Origin of the sequence: Sphingobium cupriresistens (assembly GCF_004152865.1) — a bacterium.
Classification (GTDB): Bacteria; Pseudomonadota; Alphaproteobacteria; order Sphingomonadales; family Sphingomonadaceae; genus Sphingobium; species Sphingobium cupriresistens.
The window spans coordinates 154,562-172,212 of the sequence record NZ_SEOO01000002.1; the positions used below are offsets into that span (position 1 = coordinate 154,562).

The following is a 17,651-nucleotide window of genomic DNA, read 5'->3' on the forward strand; positions in this document are numbered from 1 at the left end:
CAGACAGCCCCGGCAGCCCTAGTTAGCCGGGCGGTCTCACTGAATATCGCGAACGGCGCGCATAGGGCCACATGCGCGCAAAGGCAAGCGATTCGCGTAACTGCCCGCCCGGAGCCATTTGCCCCGCCGGGGCGTTGAGGCCGCCATGGTCGATAGCGATGTGCATATCACGGAACATGCGGCCGCCGCGCCGCGCGCGGGCTATCGCGCGCACGCGACCGCGCTGCGCGAACGGTGGCGCCGGCTGCCATGGCCCGTCCGCCTCCTCCTGGCCATCATCGGCTTCCTCTTCGCGATCTGGCTGATCCTGTTCATCACCAAGGGCCGCTTTCTCAAAGGCTCCTTTGAACAGATAGTGGGCAAACGCCTGCAACGCGAAGTGCGGGTAGAGGGCGATTTCCAGCTCTATTTCGCCCCGATCAGCATCAAATTCCTGGCGGAAAAAGCGCGTATCGGCAACCTGCCCTGGGCCAGCCAGCCCGCCTTGTTCCGCGCCGACCTGATCGACGCGCGCATCGCGCCGCTCAGCTTGCTGTTTGCCGACAAGGTCCGCCTGCCCTGGCTGGAATTGCGCAACGGCGCGGTCGATCTGGAATGGTCGCGCGATCACCGGCATAATACATGGACGCTGGGTGATCCAAATGTGGAGGGCAAACCCATGGTCTTCCCGCTGATAACCCAGGCGAAGCTGGCGGGAACCACCCTGCGCTACCGCGATCCGCGGATGCAATTGAACGCCGACATCGGATTCGAGACGGTCCGGGCGCGCGACACCCGCTTCGCCAGCGACGTGCGCCTGTCGGGCACCGGCCGCATGAGGGACAAGCCCTTCACGCTCAAGGGCAGCCTCCTTTCCCCCAACGCCACGGTGTCGCGCGGCAAGAACAGCCTGCAAATGCGCGCGCAGGCCGGCGCGACGATCGTGGATGTCGCCGGCACGCTGCGTGGCGCAACCGAATTGGAAGGCAGCGACCTGCGCCTTGTCACGCGCGGTCCCAATCTCAGCCTGTTGTTCGATTTTCTGGGCGCGGCCATCCCTGATACGCGGCCCTATCGTTTCACCTCGGCCCTGACCAAGGTGGGCGAAGAATGGCGCTTCACCCATTTGAAGGGTCGTTTTGGCGCCAGCGACCTGGCAGGCAGTTTCACCGCGTCGCTGCCCAATAATCGGCTGCTGCTTAAGGCGGACCTGGCGACCCAGACGCTCGACATCGTCGATGCCGCGCCCTTTTTCGGCTATGATCCCGACAAGATCGAGAAGCAGGGCGCTGCCGGCGCGATCGAAACCGTGCAGGGCACGCCGCGCCTGCTGCCCGACGCGCCGTTGCGGGTGGAGGCGATCCGCAATTTCGACGCGAATGTCAGCTATAGCGTCAAGCGCGTCCGGGCGCAGCATGTCCCCATCTCCGCCATCGCCCTGACCCTGAAACTCGACCGCAGTCTGCTGACCCTGTCGCCGCTCAGCTTCGACATGTCCGGCGGCCATGTCGCATCCGACATAGAGATCAACGCCCGCGGCGCGCCGGTGAAGACCAGCTACGACATCCGCATGGCCCCCACCCCGATGGGCACGTTGCTCGCCCGCTGGGGTGTCGAACAATCGGGCACGACCGGCACGATTAAGGGCCGCGTGCAGATGACCGGACTGGGCGACACGCTCCATGATTCGCTCGCGACCGCCAATGGCCGCATCGCCGTCATCCTGCCCGCCGGGTCGATGTGGGCGCGCAATGTCCAACTGTCCGAACTCGATGTCGGCACCTTCGTCACCAAGATGTTCTCCGGCAAATTGAAACAGCCGGTGGAGATCAACTGCGGCCTGATCGCCTTCACCGTCCGCAACGGCGTGGCGGCCGCCGACCCGATCCTGATCGACACGAAGAAGAATGTGATGATCGGCCGCGGCGGCTTCTCGTTCAGGAATGAGAGCCTCGACCTCGCCTTCCGCGCCGATGGCAAGAAGATCAGCCTCTTTTCCGGCCAGTCGCCGATCGGCATCAACGGCTATTTCGCGCGGCCTGGCATCAATGTCGTCAGCCCCGAACTGCTGACCCGTGGCGGCGCGGCGCTGGCGCTGGGCGTGGTCGGCACGCCGATCGCGTCGCTGCTGGCCTTCGTCGATTCGGGTGATGCGAAGGGCGCGGCCTGCGGTCCCATCCTGGCAGGGGCGAGCGCCCAGGCGCAGCGCACCAAGCGCGGTCAACCCCGCGACGATGTCGGCCGCGGCACCACGGCCAAGGATGAGAAGGGCAGGGGCAGCAAAGGCGAGCAAAAGCGCCAGGACAAGAAATTCCTAGGCATCTTCTGATCGCACCCCACAGCGTCTATCCTGTGCCCGTAACGACTCGAAGGAGGAGAGGGCCATGAGCGACACGCCATTCGTCATGCCGGGGGTCACCCCGCATCTCACCATCGCCGATGGCCGTGCGGGCGAAGCGATCGCCTTCTACGCCAAAGCCTTCGGCGCCACTGAACAGAGCCGGCATCTGGCCGACGACGGCCAACGGCTCATGCATGCCCATCTCAGCATCAACGACGGTGCCTTAATGCTGAACGACCATTTTCATGAGATGGCCAATGGCGAACCGATGCCGCCGCCCGCCGCCGTCACCCTCCATCTGGAGGTCGATGATGCCGACCTATGGTGGCGCCGCGCGGTCAATGCCGGGGCCAGCATCCGCTTTCCCCTCGATAATCAATATTGGGGCGCGCGCTACGGCCAGTTGGTCGATCCGTTCGGCCATATCTGGTCGATTGGCGGCCCGGTGAAGGATTGACGCTGCGCGATCAGTGATCCGGGTGATGATGGGCGTGCGGCGCGCTGCCTAGTGGATTGATTTTGACATTTGCATCCCTTGGCGGTTGGGCTGGGTCTGCAAATGTCAAAATCGCAAAATCCACTAGAAGCAAAAGATTGCTAGTGGTCCGTAAAGATTCTGACATTTGAGCACGCCCCATCGGATAGGGTAGCAAATGTCAGAATCGGACCACTAGCGCCTCCAGCACATCCTCCAGCCGCGCCGGATCGCCCAGCGCCAGCACATGGCCTTCGCTGTCCGCCGTCAACGGCTCGCCATTCCAGTCGCACATCAGCCCGCCCGCGCCCTCGACCACTGGCACCAGAGCGGCGAAGTCATAGCTTTGCAGGCCCGATTCGATGACGATGTCCAGGAAGCCCGACGCCAGCAGGCCGTAATTATAGCAGTCCCCGCCATAGACTGGCCCCTGGCGCGGCGACCCGCCCGATACGGCGGCGACCAGCGCCATATAGGCGGGGACGTCGCCCTCGCCGAACAGATGCGGGCTGGTGGTGGCGATGCCGGCGCCCTCCAGCGCCTTGCACGCCCGCGTGCGCACCGGCTTGCCGTTGAATGTCGTGGGCTGCCCGCTCATCCCGGCCCAGCGCTCGCGCGCGATCGGCTGGTCGATGATGCCGATGGTCGGCCATCCATCCTGCGTCAGCGCGATCAGCGTGCCGAATATCGGCCGCCCCGCAATGAAGCTGCGCGTCCCGTCGATCGGATCGAGGATCCACACCCGCTCGGCATCTTCGCGGACCGATCCATATTCCTCGCCGATGATGCCGTCGCCCGGCCGTTCCTTTTCCAATATCGCGCGGATCGCGGCCTCGGCGGCGCGGTCGGCCTCCGTCACCGGCGATTTGTCCGCTTTAAACTCCATGTCGTAACGGGCGCGGAAAAAGGGGCGGATCGCAGCCGCAGCGGCGTCGGCAAGGCGGTTGGCAAGGGCCAGGTCGTCGCGGGTTGTCATGCCCTTCGCCTAGCGGTTGCGTCCCCGTTGCGCTAGACTGAACGGCGCAAGAGAAGGAGAGGAAAATGCCCGGTTCGCCCGTCATTCCATGCCTGCGCTATGCCAACGCCCCCGCCGCCATCGATTTCCTGTGCGCCGCCTTCGGTTTTGCGCGCCACGCCGTCTATCCCGACGATGCCGACCCGACCATTATCCACCACGCCCAGCTGGTGCTCGGCGGCGGCATGGTGATGTTAGGCAGCGTCAGGGATATGGAGGGCGAATCGCTCTATACCTGGTCCACGGCGCGCGACCTGGGCGGCATCACCGCCTGCGTCTATATCGTCGTGCCCGATCCTGACGGCCATTGCCTCCACGCCCGCAACGAAGGCGCGGTGGTGGTGCAGGAACCGCAGGCCAATGACGGCTATCCCGGCCGCGGCTACACCGCGCTCGACCCGGAGGGCAATGTCTGGAGCTTCGGCAGCTACGATCCCTGGGCGCCCATCTCCGATTAAGCCTTCGGCAACCCGACCGTTCTATCCTTCATCGTCAAAGGGGGGCGCATGGCGCTGATCGGCTGGTTCCTGAGTTTCGTCGGCCTGTTTGGGGGCCTCGCCTTGCGGCAGGATATGCCGGTCGGCGGCTCGGTGGCGTTGTCCAATCTGGCGATCGGCTTTGCGCTGCTCGCCTGCCCGATGCTCTGGCGCGAAAAGCCGCTGGGCATTTCGCGCGGCCAGCGCATCGTCATCGCGCTGGTCATGATCCTGACGGTGCCGCTGGTGATGCTCCCGGCGGCCTGACCATCCTCGTTCGAACAGGCTGGACACCGACGGAGTTTCGGTCGAACGATCCCCCGGATCGTTCGCCAGCCCATTCTCCTTTCAGTCGAACAGGCTGGAAACCGAACTCTCGTCCGCGATCCGCTTGATCGCCTCGCCCAGCAGCGGGGCGATGGGCAAGTGGCGTATGCGCCGGGACGTGTTCACCGCCTCGGTGCCCTGGATCGAATCGGTGATGACCAGTTCCAGCAGTTCCGACGCATCGACGCGTGCGACTGCGCCGCCCGACAGCACGCCATGGCTGACATAGGCGATCACGCCCTCTGCGCCCTGCGCTTTCAAAGCCGCGGCGGCGTTGCACAGCGTGCCAGCCGAATCGACGATATCGTCGATCAGGATGCAGAAACGGCCTGACACATCGCCGATGATGTTCATCACTTCGGATTCGCCGGCGCGCTCGCGGCGCTTGTCGACGATGGCGAGCGGGGCGTTGTCGAGCCGCTTGGCCAGCGCGCGGGCGCGCACCACGCCGCCCACGTCGGGGGACACGACCATGATATTCTTGTCGCCGAAGCGCGCCTGGATGTCGGCCGACATCACCGGCGCGCCGAACAGATTGTCGGTCGGAATGTCGAAAAAGCCCTGGATCTGCCCGGCGTGCAGGTCGACCGACAAGACGCGGTCGGCGCCGGCGGTGGTGATGAGGTTGGCGACCAGCTTGGCGCTGATCGGCGTGCGCGGGCCGGGCTTGCGGTCCTGCCGGGCATAGCCGAAATAGGGGACGACGGCGGTGATTCGCTTGGCCGAAGCGCGTTTCAGCGCATCGATCATGATCAGCAATTCCATCAGATTGTCGTTGGTCGGATAGGCCGTCGATTGGATCACGAACACGTCTTCGCCGCGGACATTCTCATGAATTTCCACGAAAACTTCTTCGTCGGCGAAACGACGGACGCTGACGTCGGTCAGGGGGATTTCGATATAGTCGGCGATAGCGGCCGCGAGCGGCTTATTGGAATTGCCGGTCATGAGTTTCATGGCGAAAAACCCCAGGCTGATTGGCGTGACGAATGGATGACGATGCGCGAAACGCGGTCCCTTTAGCCGGGCATGTCCAATGTGGAAAGGCGCTTTTGCGCCAGCCCCAAAAATGGACTAGGGCGCGGACATGACCGACAAACTCGTGATCGCGCTCGCGCAGATGACCCAGTCCGTGGGCGACCTTGCGGCCAATGCCGACGCCATGCTGGAATGGCGCGCGCGGGCGACGGGCGCCGACCTTATCGTCTATCCCGAACTGCAACTGATCGGCTATCCGCCCGAAGATCTGGTCTTGAAGCCCGCCTTGGTCACCCAGGCCAATTATCAGCTCGACCGGCTGGCGCAGGAAACCGCCGATGGCGGCCCGGCGATGCTGGTCGGCACCGTCGTTGCGGCGCAGGGCGTCCTCTTCAACGTCGTCGCCCTGCTGGAAAACGGCGCTGTCACCGCGATCCGGCAAAAGCGCGAACTGCCCAATTACGGCACCTTCGATGAAAAGCGCCTGTTCGCCCCCGGACCGCTGCCCGCGCCGATCGATTTCAAGGGCGTCAAGATCGGCGTGCCGATCTGCGAGGATATCTGGTTCCCCTTCGTCACCGCGCATCTGCGCAGCGAAGGCGCGGAAATCCTCATCAGCCCCAATGGCAGTCCCTATGAGGTGGACAAGGACGATCGCCGCCTGAACGCCGTCGCCGGCACCCGCGTCCGCGAAACCGGCCTGCCTCTGGTCTATCTCAACCGCGTCGGCGGACAGGACGAACTGGTGTTCGACGGCGCGTCCTTCGTCATGAACGGAGACCTTGGCATCGCCCAGCAACTGCCCGATTGGGAAGAGGCGCTGGTGCTGACGCAATGGGAGAAATGGGACGGCCAGTGGGTCTGCCTGCCCGGCGAGCAGCATGACCTCGATCCGCGCCCGGCCGACATCTACAACGCCATGGTCCTTGGCCTGCGCGACTATGTGAACCGCAACCGCTTTCCCGGCGTGGTGCTGGGCCTTTCGGGGGGCATCGATTCCGCCCTGTCCGCCGCCGTGGCCGTCGATGCGCTCGGCCCCGACCGCGTCTGGTGCGTGATGATGCCCTCGCGCTTCACCAGCCAGGACAGTCTGGACGATGCGGTGGAATGCGCGCGCCTGCTGGGCGTCCGCTACGACACCATTCCCATCGAACCGGCCGTCGCCGCCTTCGACACGATGCTGGCGCCCGTCTTCGAGGGTCGCCAGCGCGACCTGACCGAAGAGAATATCCAGTCGCGCATTCGCGGCGTGACCTTGATGGCCCTGTCCAACAAATATGGCCATATGCTGCTGACCACCGGCAACAAGAGCGAGATGTCGGTCGGCTATGCCACTATCTATGGCGACATGGCGGGCGGCTATTCGGTGCTGAAGGACGCCTATAAGACGACCGTTTTCGACCTGTGCCGCTGGCGCAACGAAAATGTCCCGTCGCTCGGTCTTGGCATCGGGCCGGAAGGTCCGGTGATGCCCGAACGGGTCATCACCAAGCCGCCCAGCGCCGAACTGCGCGACAATCAGCGCGATGACGACAGCCTGCCGCCCTATGAGATTCTTGATCCGATCCTCTACGGACTCGTCGAGGAGGAATTGTCGGTCGATCAACTGGTCGAGCGCGGTTTCGAGAAGGACACCGTCGCCCGGATCGAGCGCCTCCTCTACATCGCCGAATATAAGCGCCGCCAATCGCCCCCCGGCGTCAAACTGGGCATCCGCAATTTCGGCCGCGACCGCCGCTACCCGATCACCAACGGCTTTCGCACGATATAGGCAACACACAGGCCGTTCGGGCCGAGCGAAGGCGAAGCCCTGCACTGAGCGAAGCGAAGTGACTATGCTACGCGCGAACCGAACGGGTTTAGGACCAATCATGACCGTCATCACCCGCTTCGCCCCGTCGCCGACCGGCCACCTCCACGTCGGCAATATCCGCGCCGCGCTCCACAACTGGCTGTGGGCGCGCAAGAGCGGCGGGCAATTCCTGCTGCGCCTCGACGATACCGATCTCGAACGCTCGCGCCCCGAATATGCGGACGGCATCAAGGCGGACCTCCATTGGCTCGGCCTCCATTGGGACGGCGAGGAAAAACAGTCGGACCGTTTCGCCCTCTACGAATCCCGGTTCGAAGCGCTGAAAGCATCGGGCCATGTCTATCCCGCCTATGAAACCGCCCAGGAACTCGACCTGCGCCGCAAGATCCTGCTCGGCCGCGGCCTGCCGCCGGTCTATGACCGCGCCGCCCTGTCGCTGACCCCCGATCAGATCGCCGCTTATGAAGCCGAAGGCCGCCCCCCCCATTGGCGCTTCAAGCTGGACCATGAGCAGCCGATCGTCTGGACCGACCTCATCCGCGGCGACCAGCGCTTCGACCCGAAATTGCTGTCGGATCCGGTGATCCGCCGCGCCGACGGCTCCTGGCTCTACATGCTCCCCTCGGTGATCGACGACGTCGCCATGGGCGTCACCCATGTCCTGCGCGGCGAGGATCATGTCTCCAACACCGCGACCCAGATTCAGATGTTCACTGCCTTGGGCGCGCCACTCCCCGCCTTCGCCCATGAAGCGCTGCTGACCGGCAGCGAAGGCAAGCTGTCCAAGCGCCTCGGTTCGCTCGGCGTCGCCCATTTCCGCGAGATCGGCCTCGAAGCCATGAGCGTGGCCTCGCTGCTCGCTCGCCTCGGCAGTTCGCAGCCCATCGAACCCTTCGCGGATATCCAGCCGTTGATCGACAGTTTCGACTTCGCCCATTTCGGCCGCGCCCCCGCGCGCTTCGATGAAGCCGAACTGGCGACCCTCAACCAGAAAATCGTCCATCTCCTTCCCTTTGAGGCTGTCGCCGATCGCCTGCCCCAGGGCATGGACGAAGCCGCCTGGACCGCCATCCGCCCCAATCTGGAAACGGTTGCCGACGCGGCCGACTGGTGGCGCATCGTCACCGGTCCGATAGACGCGCCCGCGCCAGCGGAGGAAGACCATGATTTCCTCGCCGCCGCTCACGGCATCCTGTCGAACGCCGCCTTCGACGCCGACATCTGGCGCACGCTGACGGGGGGGCTGAAGGATGCGACCGGCCGCAAGGGCAAGACCCTCTTCCTCCCCCTCCGCCGCGCGCTGACCGGGCTGGATCACGGTCCCGACATGGGCCAGTTTCTCCCGCTGATCGGCCGGGAAGAGGCCTTGGCGCGCCTGCGATCCTGAGGGGGGGGGGCCGGGATGACATTTTTCGTCATCCCGGCTACGTCGATTGGCTCAGGACAGGCTTAGGTAGAGATACCGCTGCGCTTGGGGCGCTTCGGAAAAATGGCGAAATGCCGGGTCAAGCCAGGCATGATGAGAGGGGAGATGCCGCAAGCGCGCTGTCCCGCATCAGCCTCTCGCTTACCTCGCTCTTGCAAACGTCCCGATGAGAGGCTTGGCGCATCCCTCCTCTTCTCTCCGGCGGCGACGTCGCGCGGCGAGCGCTTCGCCGTGACCCTACAGGCGCGTCGGTTTGACCCCGGCGTGACCCGTCCCTTACTCTGCCGCTATATGGCCAGGGCTTTGCCGCCGCTATTGCCCGGAAAAGCCCATCGACGGTGTGAACTTCGCGCCTGTGACCCTGTGTGGCTCGCTATTTCCCCTGCAGCGCGCTTGCGCACGCCGCCGGATCGACATCTGCGCCCACCGGGCTGCGCGCATCAACATGGGTGACCACCGGTTCCTTGCCCCGTGCGGGCGCATAGAGATAGGCGTCGAGTATGCAGCGGCCATTGGCGAACTGCAGTTTGCGCACCGTGGTTTCGCGAATGTCGAGCCGGGGCTGGCCGAACATCTGCGTCAGCGCGCGCGCGTCCGACCCCATTAGCGGCCCCTGCTTCATGAAGGCGCTGGCCGGCGGGCCGGCCGGCGGCGGGGCATAATTGCCCCTGGGCACGACGCCGCCACCGCAGGCGGCCAGCGGCAGGCACAATGCCGTCATAAAAGGTCGGAAATTCATGCGGATGTCTTTCGCCCAAGCAACATATGCACGGCCATAGCCGCGCTCCAGATCGGCGCAAGCAGGTTGACCAGCGGGATCAGGAACGCAAGCGCCGAAACGAGCCCCAAAAGCCACCGGCTGCCGCGCGACAGCGGCTGGAGGGCGGGATGACGCGGTTCCACCATGTCGGCCATGTCGCGACCCAGCAGATAGGCGTTGACCATCAGGAACAGCCCGATCGTCCCCACTCCTGTCACCAGCAACAGGATATAGGCGGGCAGCGCCAGAAGGTTCCAGCCCAGCGTGCGCGCCAGCGAGGCGAACGCGAAGCGCAGGCTGCGCGCCCAGCCCACCGGCCGGGCAGCGAGCGCCGCCTGGGGGTAACTATCCCGCTCCACCGCTTCGATAATGTCGTCGGCGAACAGGCCCATCACCGCCATCGCCACCGCGCGGAACAGCAGCCAGCCCGCGCCCACCATCAGCAGCGCCGTGGCGGTCGCTTCGGCGATGCCGCCGCCGCCCCAGCCGAAATGCAGCCGCAGCGCATGAAACCCGGCCCATAGCGCCCCGGCCGATCCTGCGAAGATCAGCAGCGTCAGCACCAGCGTCTTGAACAGCAGGCGCAGCGCCGCGCCATGGAAGAGGGAAGGAAAGGCGCGCAGGGCGGCGGTCAGGACCATGGTCCTGTCTATCCGCCCGCACGGGCGCAAGGTCAATCGGCGCGGTTGCACGGACTGCGCTTGCACGCGGGCGCAGGTTGCATGGGGGCGAACTGGCCGGTAGAGACAGCGCAATTTCTTCCCCATCCCCTTTTTTGCATAAGGATATTGCGTGACCGCATCCTCCACGCCCCAGGAAATCCCGGCCGCCACGCTCGACATTGTCGCCATCGGCAACGCCATCGTCGACGTGCTCGCGCGCAGCGAAGACGCCTTCCTGGCGCAACATGCGCTGACCAAGGGCGGGATGCAGTTGATCGACGCCGCCATGGCGGAGACGCTCTACGCCGACATGCCGCAGGCGAAGGAAATTAGCGGCGGATCGGCCGCCAACACGTTGGCGGGCCTTGCCGCGCTGGGGAAAAAATGTGGCTTCATCGGCCAGGTGAACGACGATCAGTTGGGCGCGGTCTTCGCCCATGACATTCATGCTCTGGGCATCCGCTTCGACACGCCGGTCATGCACGGACAAGTGCCGACCGCGCGCTGCCTGATCCTGGTGACCCCGGACGCTCAGCGGACGATGAACACCTTCTTGGGCGCGTCGCAATTCCTGCCGGAAGCGGCAGTGGATTTCGACCTCATCCGGTCGGCCAAAATCCTGTATCTGGAAGGCTATCTGTGGGATCCGGAGCAGCCGCGCGCGGCGATGCGGGCGGCGATCGACGCGGCGCGCGGCGCAGGGCGCAAGGTCGCCTTCACGCTGTCGGACAATTTCGTGATCGACCGGCATCGCGGCGATTTCATCGACCTGATCGATCAGGGGATGATCGACATCCTCTTCTCCAACGAGGGCGAGATTCAGTCGCTCGCCCAGATCGACGATTTCGACAAAGCGCTGTCCCGCTTCGCCGACAAGGTGCCGGTGCTGGTGTCGACTCGCAGCGAAAAGGGCGCCGTCGCGATGGTCGATGGCGTGCGCCACGAAGCGCCGGCCGCGACGGTCGCGCAGATCGTTGACACCACCGGGGCGGGCGACCTGTTCGCCGCCGGTTTCCTGGCGGCCCATATCGACGGCCGCAGCGTCGAAGATGCGCTGGCGCTGGGCGCGGCCGCGGCGGCCGAAGTGATCTCCCACTGGGGCGCGCGCCCGGAAGCCGATCTGGGCGTGATCCGCGACGCGCTGTTCGCCTGACATGGACAAGGCCCGCTTCTCATTGGAGAGGCGGGCCTGTCTATCGGGTCACTCGGCCTTTTGCTTGCGGAACAGTGCGCGGTCGTCGGACCCGAAGCCCCAGCGCCATATGACGAGGCCATAGGCGCCCAATATCGCCCAAACGCCGACCGCCAGTTCGACCCATTCGAGGCGCGGCGGCAGAGCGACGAAGCCCGCGCCGACGATGCAGGCGACGCCCGCGGCGCTCAGCAGCGGCCAGCGCCAGGCATTGATCGGCGCATCGAGCAGCCGGGCGAGCAGCCGCGCTTTGACGAAAGCCCCCACCGCCAGCGCCAGGCAGAGCGCGAGCGCGGGCGCGGCGGCCACCCACATCACCGGCAGGGCCATCCTGCGGGCCAACAGGATCAGCGCGAAGCTGAAAGCCGCCTGCAAGCCGATCATGACGAGCGAGATCATCAGGTTGCGGTGCCGGGCGATATAGACCAGCGCCGATTCGCTGACGACCGCCGTGGCCGCCACCACTTCGGCGAGCAGCAGGAAGGCGAGCGCGCCGGTGCCGCCGACGAAATGCGGGCCGACAAGCCCCATCACCGCTTCGCCGGGGATGCCGAGCGCGAGCGCGATGCCCGCCTGCGCCGCGATAATCCAGAACCCGACCTGGCTGACCTGACGGGCGATGCCGGCCAGGTTGTTTTCTGCTAGGTTGCGGGTGATGACCGGGCCAAGAATGGGGTCGAAGCTGGTCTTGAGCTTCTGCGGCAAGGACGCGACCTGCTGGGCGACATAATAGATGCCGATCACCGCCGGGCTGACGAACAGGCCCAATATCGCCATGTCGAGCCGGCGCGACCCCCATTCGACGCCGTCGGCCGCTGCAAGCGGCAGGTTGCGGCGGGCGAGCCGCCAGAGCCGCCCGCCATCGGGCCGCCACCCCCGCGGCAGGCCATAATGGCGCGCCATCGGGATCAGCGAAGCGACCAGCGCCGCGATCATCGACAGGGCATAGGAGAGGATCAGGCCGTCGCGGGTCGAATAGAAGGCGAAGGCGAAAGCGCCGATGCTGATTGCCCAGGGTTCGATGATCGAGCGCGCGCGCACGGTGGCGCCAACGTCGAAGCGATAGGCGCAGGCCGCCAGCGCCACGTCCGATCCCGCCACGGCGATCACGACCAGCGCCAGCAACCGGTCGAGGCCGTTAATGCCGCTATTGGGGAACATCGCCTGGGGAAAGGCGACCAGCAGGCCAGCGCCGACCAGCGCGGCGAACAAGGTGACGACCATGGCGTCGGTCACGACATGGGCATGGGGCCGTTCGGTCTGGCTGAGCGCGCCGGCCAGGCCGCGTTTCAACCCCAGCGTGGCCAGTTGCGCCACGAATTCGACAACCAGCACGGCATAGGCGAACCGGCCGAGCGCATCCGCCCCGTACCACCGCCCCGCGATGAACAGGAAGGGCAGCCGCGCGGCGAGCCGCAGCAGAAAGCCGAATATATTGGTGCGCCCGCCCTTGGCCAGGGCGGCGATGTCATCCTGATCCTTGGATGCGGATGCCTGTGTCCCCGATACCGGCGTCGCCAACGAACCCTGAACCCCCTGCGTCATCATGTTTCTATTTCTGTTGTACGGGCAATAGGGCGCGAGCGCGACGGCTTATTCGGGCCGCAGCGGCCGCGCGAGCAGCGCGTCGATCACGGCGCCGAGCGGCGCGACATCGGCGAGCAGCGCGCATACCGCCTCCACCACCGGCATTTCCACGCCCGCCGCGCGCGCGGCATCGCGCAGCACCGGCGCGGTGAAGGCCCCTTCCGCCACGGTGCGGCGGTTGGCGAGCAGGGCGGCGGCGCTGGCTCCTTCGCCCAGCCCCTTGCCCAGCGAGAAGTTGCGCGAATTGGTGGAGGAGCAGGTGAGGACAAGATCGCCCAGCCCCGACAGGCCGCCCAGTGTTTCGGGGCGCGCGCCGCGCGCCAGGCCGAAGCGGGTCATTTCGGCGAAACCGCGGCTGATGAGCGCGGCGCGGGCGTTGAGGCCAAGACCCGCGCCCTCCGCGACGCCGCACGCAATGGCGAGCACATTCTTGACCGCGCCGCCAATCTCCGCGCCGATGACATCGTCGGACAAATAGGGGCGGAAGGACGGGCGGGCGATGCGGGCGGCGAGGCGCTGGCCCAGTGCCCGGTCTTCGCAGGCCAGCGTGATGGCGGTCGGCAAGCCCTTCGCCACTTCATGGGCGAAGGTCGGGCCGGACAGGACCGCGATGGGCGAGGTCGGCTGCGCCTGCTGCGCGACCTCCGACATCAACAGACTGGTGCCCGCCTCGATCCCCTTGGAGCAGAGAACAAGCGGCACGCCGGCCGGGGCCTGGGCGACGACGCTGCGCAGATGCTGGGCGGGGCTGACGACCAGCAACAGGTCGCAGGTCGCGAGGTCGGTCATGGCGCCCGTCGCCCGGATCGACGCTGAAAGCGGAATATTGGCGAGATAGAGCGGGTTCTCCTGCCGCCCATTGATCGCGTCGATTACATCCGGCTCCAGTGCCCAGAGCGCGACCGGCTGGCCGTCGCTGGCCAGCAATTGCGCCAGCGCCGTGCCCCAGGCGCCCGCACCGATGACTCCTGCCTTCATGCTTTCACTCCTGCGCCACGCGCCTTTTCGGCCGCCGGGTCGAGCGGCCAGCGCGGCCGGGCGGGGAAGGTGAGATCGTCGATCAGGCCGACCGCATAGCGCTCCGCCCCGGCCCAGGCGATCATCGCCGCATTGTCGGTGCACAGCCAGAGCGGCGGCGCGACGAAGGGCAGGCCATGATCGGCGGCGAGCGATTCGAGCGCGGCGCGGACGGATGTGTTGGCGGCGACCCCGCCCGCCACGACCAGCGCGGTGACGCCCTCGCTTCGCCCCAGCGCGCGACGGGTGCGGTCGACCAGACAATCGATCACCGCCTGCTGAAAGCTCGCAGCGATATCCTCGGTCGAATATTGGCCTGACTGGACTGCGCGCATCACCGCGCTCTTGAGGCCCGCGAAGGAAAAATGCGGTTCGTCGGTGTGGATTAACGGGCGCGGCAGGGGAACGGCCTTGGGATCACCCAGCGCGGCCGCCTTCTCCACCTGAGGGCCGCCAGGATAGCCCAGCCCCAGCAGCTTGGCGGTCTTGTCGAAGGCTTCGCCGGCCGCATCGTCGATGGTGGTGGCGAGGCGGACATAGGCGCCCGGCCCCTTCACATGAAGCAATTGGCAATGGCCGCCCGACACCAGCAGCAGCAGATAGGGGAATTGTAGCGTCGGATCGGCAAGGCGCGGCGAGAGGGCATGGCCTTCAAGATGATTGACCGCGATCAGCGGCTTGCCCGCCGCATGGGCCAGCGCCTTGCCCGTGACGAGGCCGACCATGACCCCGCCGATCAGGCCCGGCCCGGCGGTGGCGGCGATGACGTCCACGTCTGCCAGCGTCAGCTTCGCGTCGGCGAGCGCCGCGGCGATCAGGGGACTGAGCGCCTCGACATGGGCGCGGGCGGCGATTTCCGGCACCACGCCGCCATAGGGGCGGTGCGCTTCCTCCTGCGTGGCAAGGCGATGCGCGAGAATCCGGCCGTCGGCGCTCACCAGCGCCGCCGCGGTTTCATCGCAGCTCGATTCCAGGCCAAGGATGATTGTCATTGCCGCTTCCATCTAATGCCCGTGGTCATTAGAGCAAGCTGCATATGTTTTTGCCCGATCGACCGTTGCGCCTCGGCACCAGAGGATCGCCCTTGGCGCTGGCCCAGGCCCATATGACCGCCCGCGCGTTGTGCGCCGCCCATGGCTGGCCCGACGACGCCGTGACCATCGTCACCGTCCAGACCAGCGGCGACCGGATACAGGACCGGGCGCTGGCCGATATCGGCGGCAAGGCGCTATGGACCAAGGAACTGGACAGGGCTTTGGTCGAAGGCGAGATCGATTTCGCGGTCCATAGCATGAAGGATGTGGAGACGCTGCGGCCGGACGCATTCCATATCGCCGCGATGCTGCCGCGCGCGGACGTGCGCGACCGGCTGGTGGGCGCCGATGATTTCGCCGCGCTCCCCGCCAACCCGATCGTCGGCACCAGCTCGCCGCGCCGCGCCGCGCAGGTCAAGCGGCTGCGCCCGGACGCGACCATCACCCTGTTCCGCGGCAATGTCGCGACCCGGCTGGCCAAGCTGGCGGCGGGGGAGGTCCATGCCACGCTGCTGGCGGCGGCGGGGCTGGACCGGCTGAACCAGCAGGACGTTGGCGCGACCATCGCCATCGACGTCATGCTGCCCGCGCCATCGCAGGGCGCGGTGGGGATCGAGACGCTGGGCGACAATGCCGCGATGATGAGCGCGCTGCGGGCGATCAACGACCGCGACACCTGCGACGCGGTGATGGCCGAACGCGGGGTGCTCAAGGGATTGGGCGGCACCTGCCATTCGCCGATCGCCGCGCTGGCGCGGGTCGAGGGCGAAAGCCTGCGCCTGATCGCGGAGATCATCAGCCCCGACGGGCAGGAAACGATACGTGAAGAGGCACGGCTGGCGCGTGGCGACGGCGCGGCGGCGCAGGCGGTCGGCCATGCGCTGCTGGAGCGGGCCAGCCCGGCGCTGCGAGCGCTGTTCGAGGCGTGAACCGCGTTCTCATCCTGCGCCCCGAACCGGCGGCGGGCAGGACGGCGGCCAAGGCGGCGGCGCTGGGCCTGGACGTGCGGGTGCATCCGCTGTTCGCGCCCCGGCCGTTCGCGTGGACGCCGCCGCCAGCCAGCCAATTTGACGCCCTGCTGCTGACCAGCGCCCATGGCGTGCGCCTGGCCGGACCGGGGCTGACCGCCTATCGGGGACTGCCGACCTATGCTGTGGGGGAAGCGACCGCGCAGGCGCTGCGCGACGCAGGCTTTGCCGATGTCGTGGCGGGCGCGGGCGACGGTAGCGCGATCGCGTCGCGGGCGGCGGCGGACGGTCATCGGCGGTTGCTCCATCTGGGCGGGACCACCGTCGCGCCGATGGCGGCGGCGATCGACGTGACGCGGGTCGCGGTTTACAGCATGATCGCCCTGCCGCCGGACCCGGCGCTGGTCGCCGATGCGGCGCCCGGATCGGTGCTGTTGGTCCATTCCCCCCGCGCGGGCGAAAGGCTGGCGGCGCGGATTCTGCCGGATGGGCGCGCAGCGTTGCATATCGTCGCGATCAGCCCGGCGGCGCTCGCGGCGTGCGGTGCGGGCTGGGCGAGCACGCAGGCGGCTGCCCGGCCGGTCGATGACGAGATGCTGGCCCTCGCCGCGCGATTGTGCGAATGACGGGCATAATGACAGACGAAAGGGCCGGCATGATCGACGAGGATGGGGTTGGCGACGCGACCGTGATGCCGCCGCGCCGACGCACGATCCTGCCGCTCCTGATCCTGATCCTGCTCGCCTTTGCGCTGGGCGTCGCGCTTACCGTCTGGGCCTGGCCGCAAATCCAGCGCCGCTGGGGCGATCCGCAACCGCAGCCGACCGTCCCGACCCAACCGCAGGGACTGATCACCGGGACCGGCGCGCGCGCGACCGTCCGACCGCTGACCGCCGATGCGGCGCAGATGCTCGATACCCGCGTCATCCAGTTGGAGGAGCGGCTCAATCGCATCACCGTGGAGGCGCAGGCCGCGTCGGGCAATGCGGCGCGCGCCGAAGGGCTGCTGGTCGCCTTCGCCGCCCGGCGCGCGCTCGATAGCGGGACGCCGCTCGGCTATGTCGAGGGGCAGTTGCGGCTGCGCTTCGGCCAGGCGCAGCCGCGCGCCGTCGCCGCCGTCATCAATGCGGCGCGCGATCCGATCACGCTCGCTGACCTGCGCGGCGGACTGGGCGAAGTGGCGGACCGGGTGGTCACGCCGCCGGCCGCATCCGGCTGGTGGGATGCGCTGGAACATGAGGCGCGTGAACTCGTCACGATCCGCAAGGCATCGACCCCATCGCCCCGGCCGCAGGCGGCGATGGACCGGGCGCTGCGCTATATCGACGGCGGCCGGGTGAGCGCGGCGCTGGGCGAAGTGGAGCGGATGCCGGGCAAGGCGGCGGCGGACCGGTGGATGCAATATGCCCGCCGCTATCTGGAGGCGCGGCGCGCGCTGGACCTGATCGAGACGGCCGCGATCCTGGAACCGCGCCAGTTGCGCGGCGCACAAGGCGCGACCGTGACCCAAATGTCGCCGCTCGCGCCTTAAACCTCTGTCACAAACGACGAACCGTTTGTCGGTATCGATAAACGGCATGGACGCGGACCATCATGTCATG

At 66.8% G+C, this 17,651-nt stretch carries 17 protein-coding genes; 10 read left to right on the top strand and 7 right to left on the bottom strand.

Features of this window, described 5'->3' with window-relative positions; genetic code table 11:
- The first annotated feature begins 145 nt into the window (after window positions 1–145).
- Entirely contained in the window at window positions 146–2,308 is a 2,163-nt protein-coding gene (locus tag EWH12_RS02045) for an AsmA family protein (RefSeq protein WP_129925540.1), read from the top strand.
- 55 nt (window positions 2,309–2,363) lie between these two features.
- Complete coding sequence (locus EWH12_RS02050; protein WP_066606982.1) at window positions 2,364–2,777, top strand: VOC family protein; 414 nt, start codon at window positions 2,364–2,366, stop codon at window positions 2,775–2,777.
- A 199-nt stretch (window positions 2,778–2,976) separates the two neighbouring features.
- Here the strand turns inward: EWH12_RS02050 and EWH12_RS02055 are convergent, their stop codons facing one another.
- Window positions 2,977–3,771, bottom strand: a complete 795-nt coding sequence (locus EWH12_RS02055; RefSeq protein ID WP_129925541.1) for an inositol monophosphatase family protein — start codon at window positions 3,769–3,771, stop codon at window positions 2,977–2,979.
- A gap of 65 nt (window positions 3,772–3,836) precedes the next feature.
- On the opposite strand from EWH12_RS02055, the gene EWH12_RS02060 reads away from it, so the two are divergent.
- Both EWH12_RS02060 and EWH12_RS02065 read left to right on the top strand, forming a co-directional pair.
- On the top strand, window positions 3,837–4,268 hold the full coding sequence (locus EWH12_RS02060; protein WP_066606976.1) for a VOC family protein: 432 nt from the start codon (window positions 3,837–3,839) through the stop codon (window positions 4,266–4,268).
- A gap of 48 nt (window positions 4,269–4,316) precedes the next feature.
- Window positions 4,317–4,553: a hypothetical protein gene (locus EWH12_RS02065; protein ID WP_066606974.1), complete on the top strand. Its 237-nt coding sequence runs from the start codon at window positions 4,317–4,319 to the stop codon at window positions 4,551–4,553.
- 81 nt (window positions 4,554–4,634) lie between these two features.
- Here EWH12_RS02065 and EWH12_RS02070 read toward each other — a convergent pair whose 3' ends face one another.
- Window positions 4,635–5,570, bottom strand: a complete 936-nt coding sequence (locus EWH12_RS02070; protein WP_129925542.1) for a ribose-phosphate pyrophosphokinase — start codon at window positions 5,568–5,570, stop codon at window positions 4,635–4,637.
- Window positions 5,571–5,700: 130 nt separating this feature from the next.
- On the opposite strand from EWH12_RS02070, the gene EWH12_RS02075 reads away from it, so the two are divergent.
- Window positions 5,701–7,362, top strand: a complete 1,662-nt coding sequence (locus tag EWH12_RS02075) for an NAD+ synthase (protein ID WP_066606969.1) — start codon at window positions 5,701–5,703, stop codon at window positions 7,360–7,362.
- Between the two features lie 100 nt (window positions 7,363–7,462).
- Window positions 7,463–8,791 (top strand): glutamate--tRNA ligase, encoded by a 1,329-nt coding sequence (gene gltX, locus EWH12_RS02080; protein WP_129925543.1) that lies wholly within the window; start codon window positions 7,463–7,465, stop codon window positions 8,789–8,791.
- 412 nt (window positions 8,792–9,203) lie between these two features.
- Here gltX and EWH12_RS02085 read toward each other — a convergent pair whose 3' ends face one another.
- Both EWH12_RS02085 and EWH12_RS02090 read right to left on the bottom strand, forming a co-directional pair.
- A complete protein-coding gene (locus EWH12_RS02085; RefSeq protein WP_066606965.1) occupies window positions 9,204–9,569 on the bottom strand; it encodes a hypothetical protein in 366 nt (121 codons plus the stop codon).
- Complete coding sequence (locus EWH12_RS02090) at window positions 9,566–10,231, bottom strand: EI24 domain-containing protein (protein WP_129925544.1); 666 nt, start codon at window positions 10,229–10,231, stop codon at window positions 9,566–9,568. The genes EWH12_RS02085 and EWH12_RS02090 overlap by 4 nt, the downstream gene beginning before the upstream one ends.
- A gap of 151 nt (window positions 10,232–10,382) precedes the next feature.
- Here EWH12_RS02090 and EWH12_RS02095 point away from each other — a divergent pair, with 151 nt between their 5' ends.
- Window positions 10,383–11,405, top strand: a complete 1,023-nt coding sequence (locus tag EWH12_RS02095; protein ID WP_066606960.1) for an adenosine kinase — start codon at window positions 10,383–10,385, stop codon at window positions 11,403–11,405.
- 48 nt (window positions 11,406–11,453) lie between these two features.
- Here the strand turns inward: EWH12_RS02095 and EWH12_RS02100 are convergent, their stop codons facing one another.
- Genes EWH12_RS02100 through tsaD form a run of 3 tightly spaced genes read right to left on the bottom strand, consistent with a single transcriptional unit; the run spans window position 11,454 to window position 15,040 of the window.
- Window positions 11,454–12,992, bottom strand: coding sequence for a lipopolysaccharide biosynthesis protein (locus EWH12_RS02100; RefSeq protein ID WP_242495920.1), 1,539 nt, complete (start codon window positions 12,990–12,992; stop codon window positions 11,454–11,456).
- A gap of 45 nt (window positions 12,993–13,037) precedes the next feature.
- Window positions 13,038–14,009 carry an NAD(P)H-dependent glycerol-3-phosphate dehydrogenase gene (locus EWH12_RS02105; protein WP_129925545.1) on the bottom strand — a complete coding sequence of 324 codons (972 nt, stop codon included), beginning with the start codon at window positions 14,007–14,009 and terminating at the stop codon, window positions 13,038–13,040.
- The gene (gene tsaD / locus EWH12_RS02110) at window positions 14,006–15,040 is read right to left on the bottom strand and encodes a tRNA (adenosine(37)-N6)-threonylcarbamoyltransferase complex transferase subunit TsaD (RefSeq protein WP_129925546.1); all 1,035 of its coding nucleotides are present in this window, start codon (window positions 15,038–15,040) and stop codon (window positions 14,006–14,008) included. The genes EWH12_RS02105 and tsaD overlap by 4 nt, the downstream gene beginning before the upstream one ends.
- Window positions 15,041–15,084: 44 nt before the next feature.
- Here tsaD and hemC point away from each other — a divergent pair, with 44 nt between their 5' ends.
- The 3 genes from hemC to EWH12_RS02125 are packed head-to-tail and all read left to right on the top strand — an operon-like array spanning window position 15,085 to window position 17,581.
- On the top strand, window positions 15,085–16,011 hold the full coding sequence (hemC, locus tag EWH12_RS02115; RefSeq protein ID WP_129925547.1) for a hydroxymethylbilane synthase: 927 nt from the start codon (window positions 15,085–15,087) through the stop codon (window positions 16,009–16,011).
- Window positions 16,008–16,676 (top strand): uroporphyrinogen-III synthase, encoded by a 669-nt coding sequence (locus EWH12_RS02120; protein WP_129925548.1) that lies wholly within the window; start codon window positions 16,008–16,010, stop codon window positions 16,674–16,676. The genes hemC and EWH12_RS02120 overlap by 4 nt, the downstream gene beginning before the upstream one ends.
- An 8-nt stretch (window positions 16,677–16,684) precedes the next feature.
- A complete protein-coding gene (locus tag EWH12_RS02125; RefSeq protein ID WP_242495921.1) occupies window positions 16,685–17,581 on the top strand; it encodes a hypothetical protein in 897 nt (298 codons plus the stop codon).
- Window positions 17,582–17,651: the final 70 nt, after the last annotated feature.

What these genes read in the sequence shown, in the direction of transcription:
- EWH12_RS02105 (WP_129925545.1), bottom strand. Translation starts at nt 14,009, where the DNA reads ATGAAGGCAGGAGTCATCGGTGCGGGCGCCTGGGGCACGGCGCTGGCG.
- tsaD (WP_129925546.1), bottom strand. Translation starts at nt 15,040, where the DNA reads ATGACAATCATCCTTGGCCTGGAATCGAGCTGCGATGAAACCGCGGCG.
- EWH12_RS02100 (WP_242495920.1), bottom strand. Translation starts at nt 12,992, where the DNA reads ATGATGACGCAGGGGGTTCAGGGTTCGTTGGCGACGCCGGTATCGGGG.
- EWH12_RS02065 (WP_066606974.1), top strand. Translation starts at nt 4,317, where the DNA reads ATGGCGCTGATCGGCTGGTTCCTGAGTTTCGTCGGCCTGTTTGGGGGC.
- EWH12_RS02125 (WP_242495921.1), top strand. Translation starts at nt 16,685, where the DNA reads ATGACAGACGAAAGGGCCGGCATGATCGACGAGGATGGGGTTGGCGAC.
- gltX (WP_129925543.1), top strand. Translation starts at nt 7,463, where the DNA reads ATGACCGTCATCACCCGCTTCGCCCCGTCGCCGACCGGCCACCTCCAC.
- EWH12_RS02060 (WP_066606976.1), top strand. Translation starts at nt 3,837, where the DNA reads ATGCCCGGTTCGCCCGTCATTCCATGCCTGCGCTATGCCAACGCCCCC.
- EWH12_RS02045 (WP_129925540.1), top strand. Translation starts at nt 146, where the DNA reads ATGGTCGATAGCGATGTGCATATCACGGAACATGCGGCCGCCGCGCCG.
- EWH12_RS02085 (WP_066606965.1), bottom strand. Translation starts at nt 9,569, where the DNA reads ATGAATTTCCGACCTTTTATGACGGCATTGTGCCTGCCGCTGGCCGCC.
- EWH12_RS02055 (WP_129925541.1), bottom strand. Translation starts at nt 3,771, where the DNA reads ATGACAACCCGCGACGACCTGGCCCTTGCCAACCGCCTTGCCGACGCC.
- EWH12_RS02090 (WP_129925544.1), bottom strand. Translation starts at nt 10,231, where the DNA reads ATGGTCCTGACCGCCGCCCTGCGCGCCTTTCCTTCCCTCTTCCATGGC.
- hemC (WP_129925547.1), top strand. Translation starts at nt 15,085, where the DNA reads ATGTTTTTGCCCGATCGACCGTTGCGCCTCGGCACCAGAGGATCGCCC.
- EWH12_RS02075 (WP_066606969.1), top strand. Translation starts at nt 5,701, where the DNA reads ATGACCGACAAACTCGTGATCGCGCTCGCGCAGATGACCCAGTCCGTG.
- EWH12_RS02070 (WP_129925542.1), bottom strand. Translation starts at nt 5,570, where the DNA reads ATGAAACTCATGACCGGCAATTCCAATAAGCCGCTCGCGGCCGCTATC.
- EWH12_RS02050 (WP_066606982.1), top strand. Translation starts at nt 2,364, where the DNA reads ATGAGCGACACGCCATTCGTCATGCCGGGGGTCACCCCGCATCTCACC.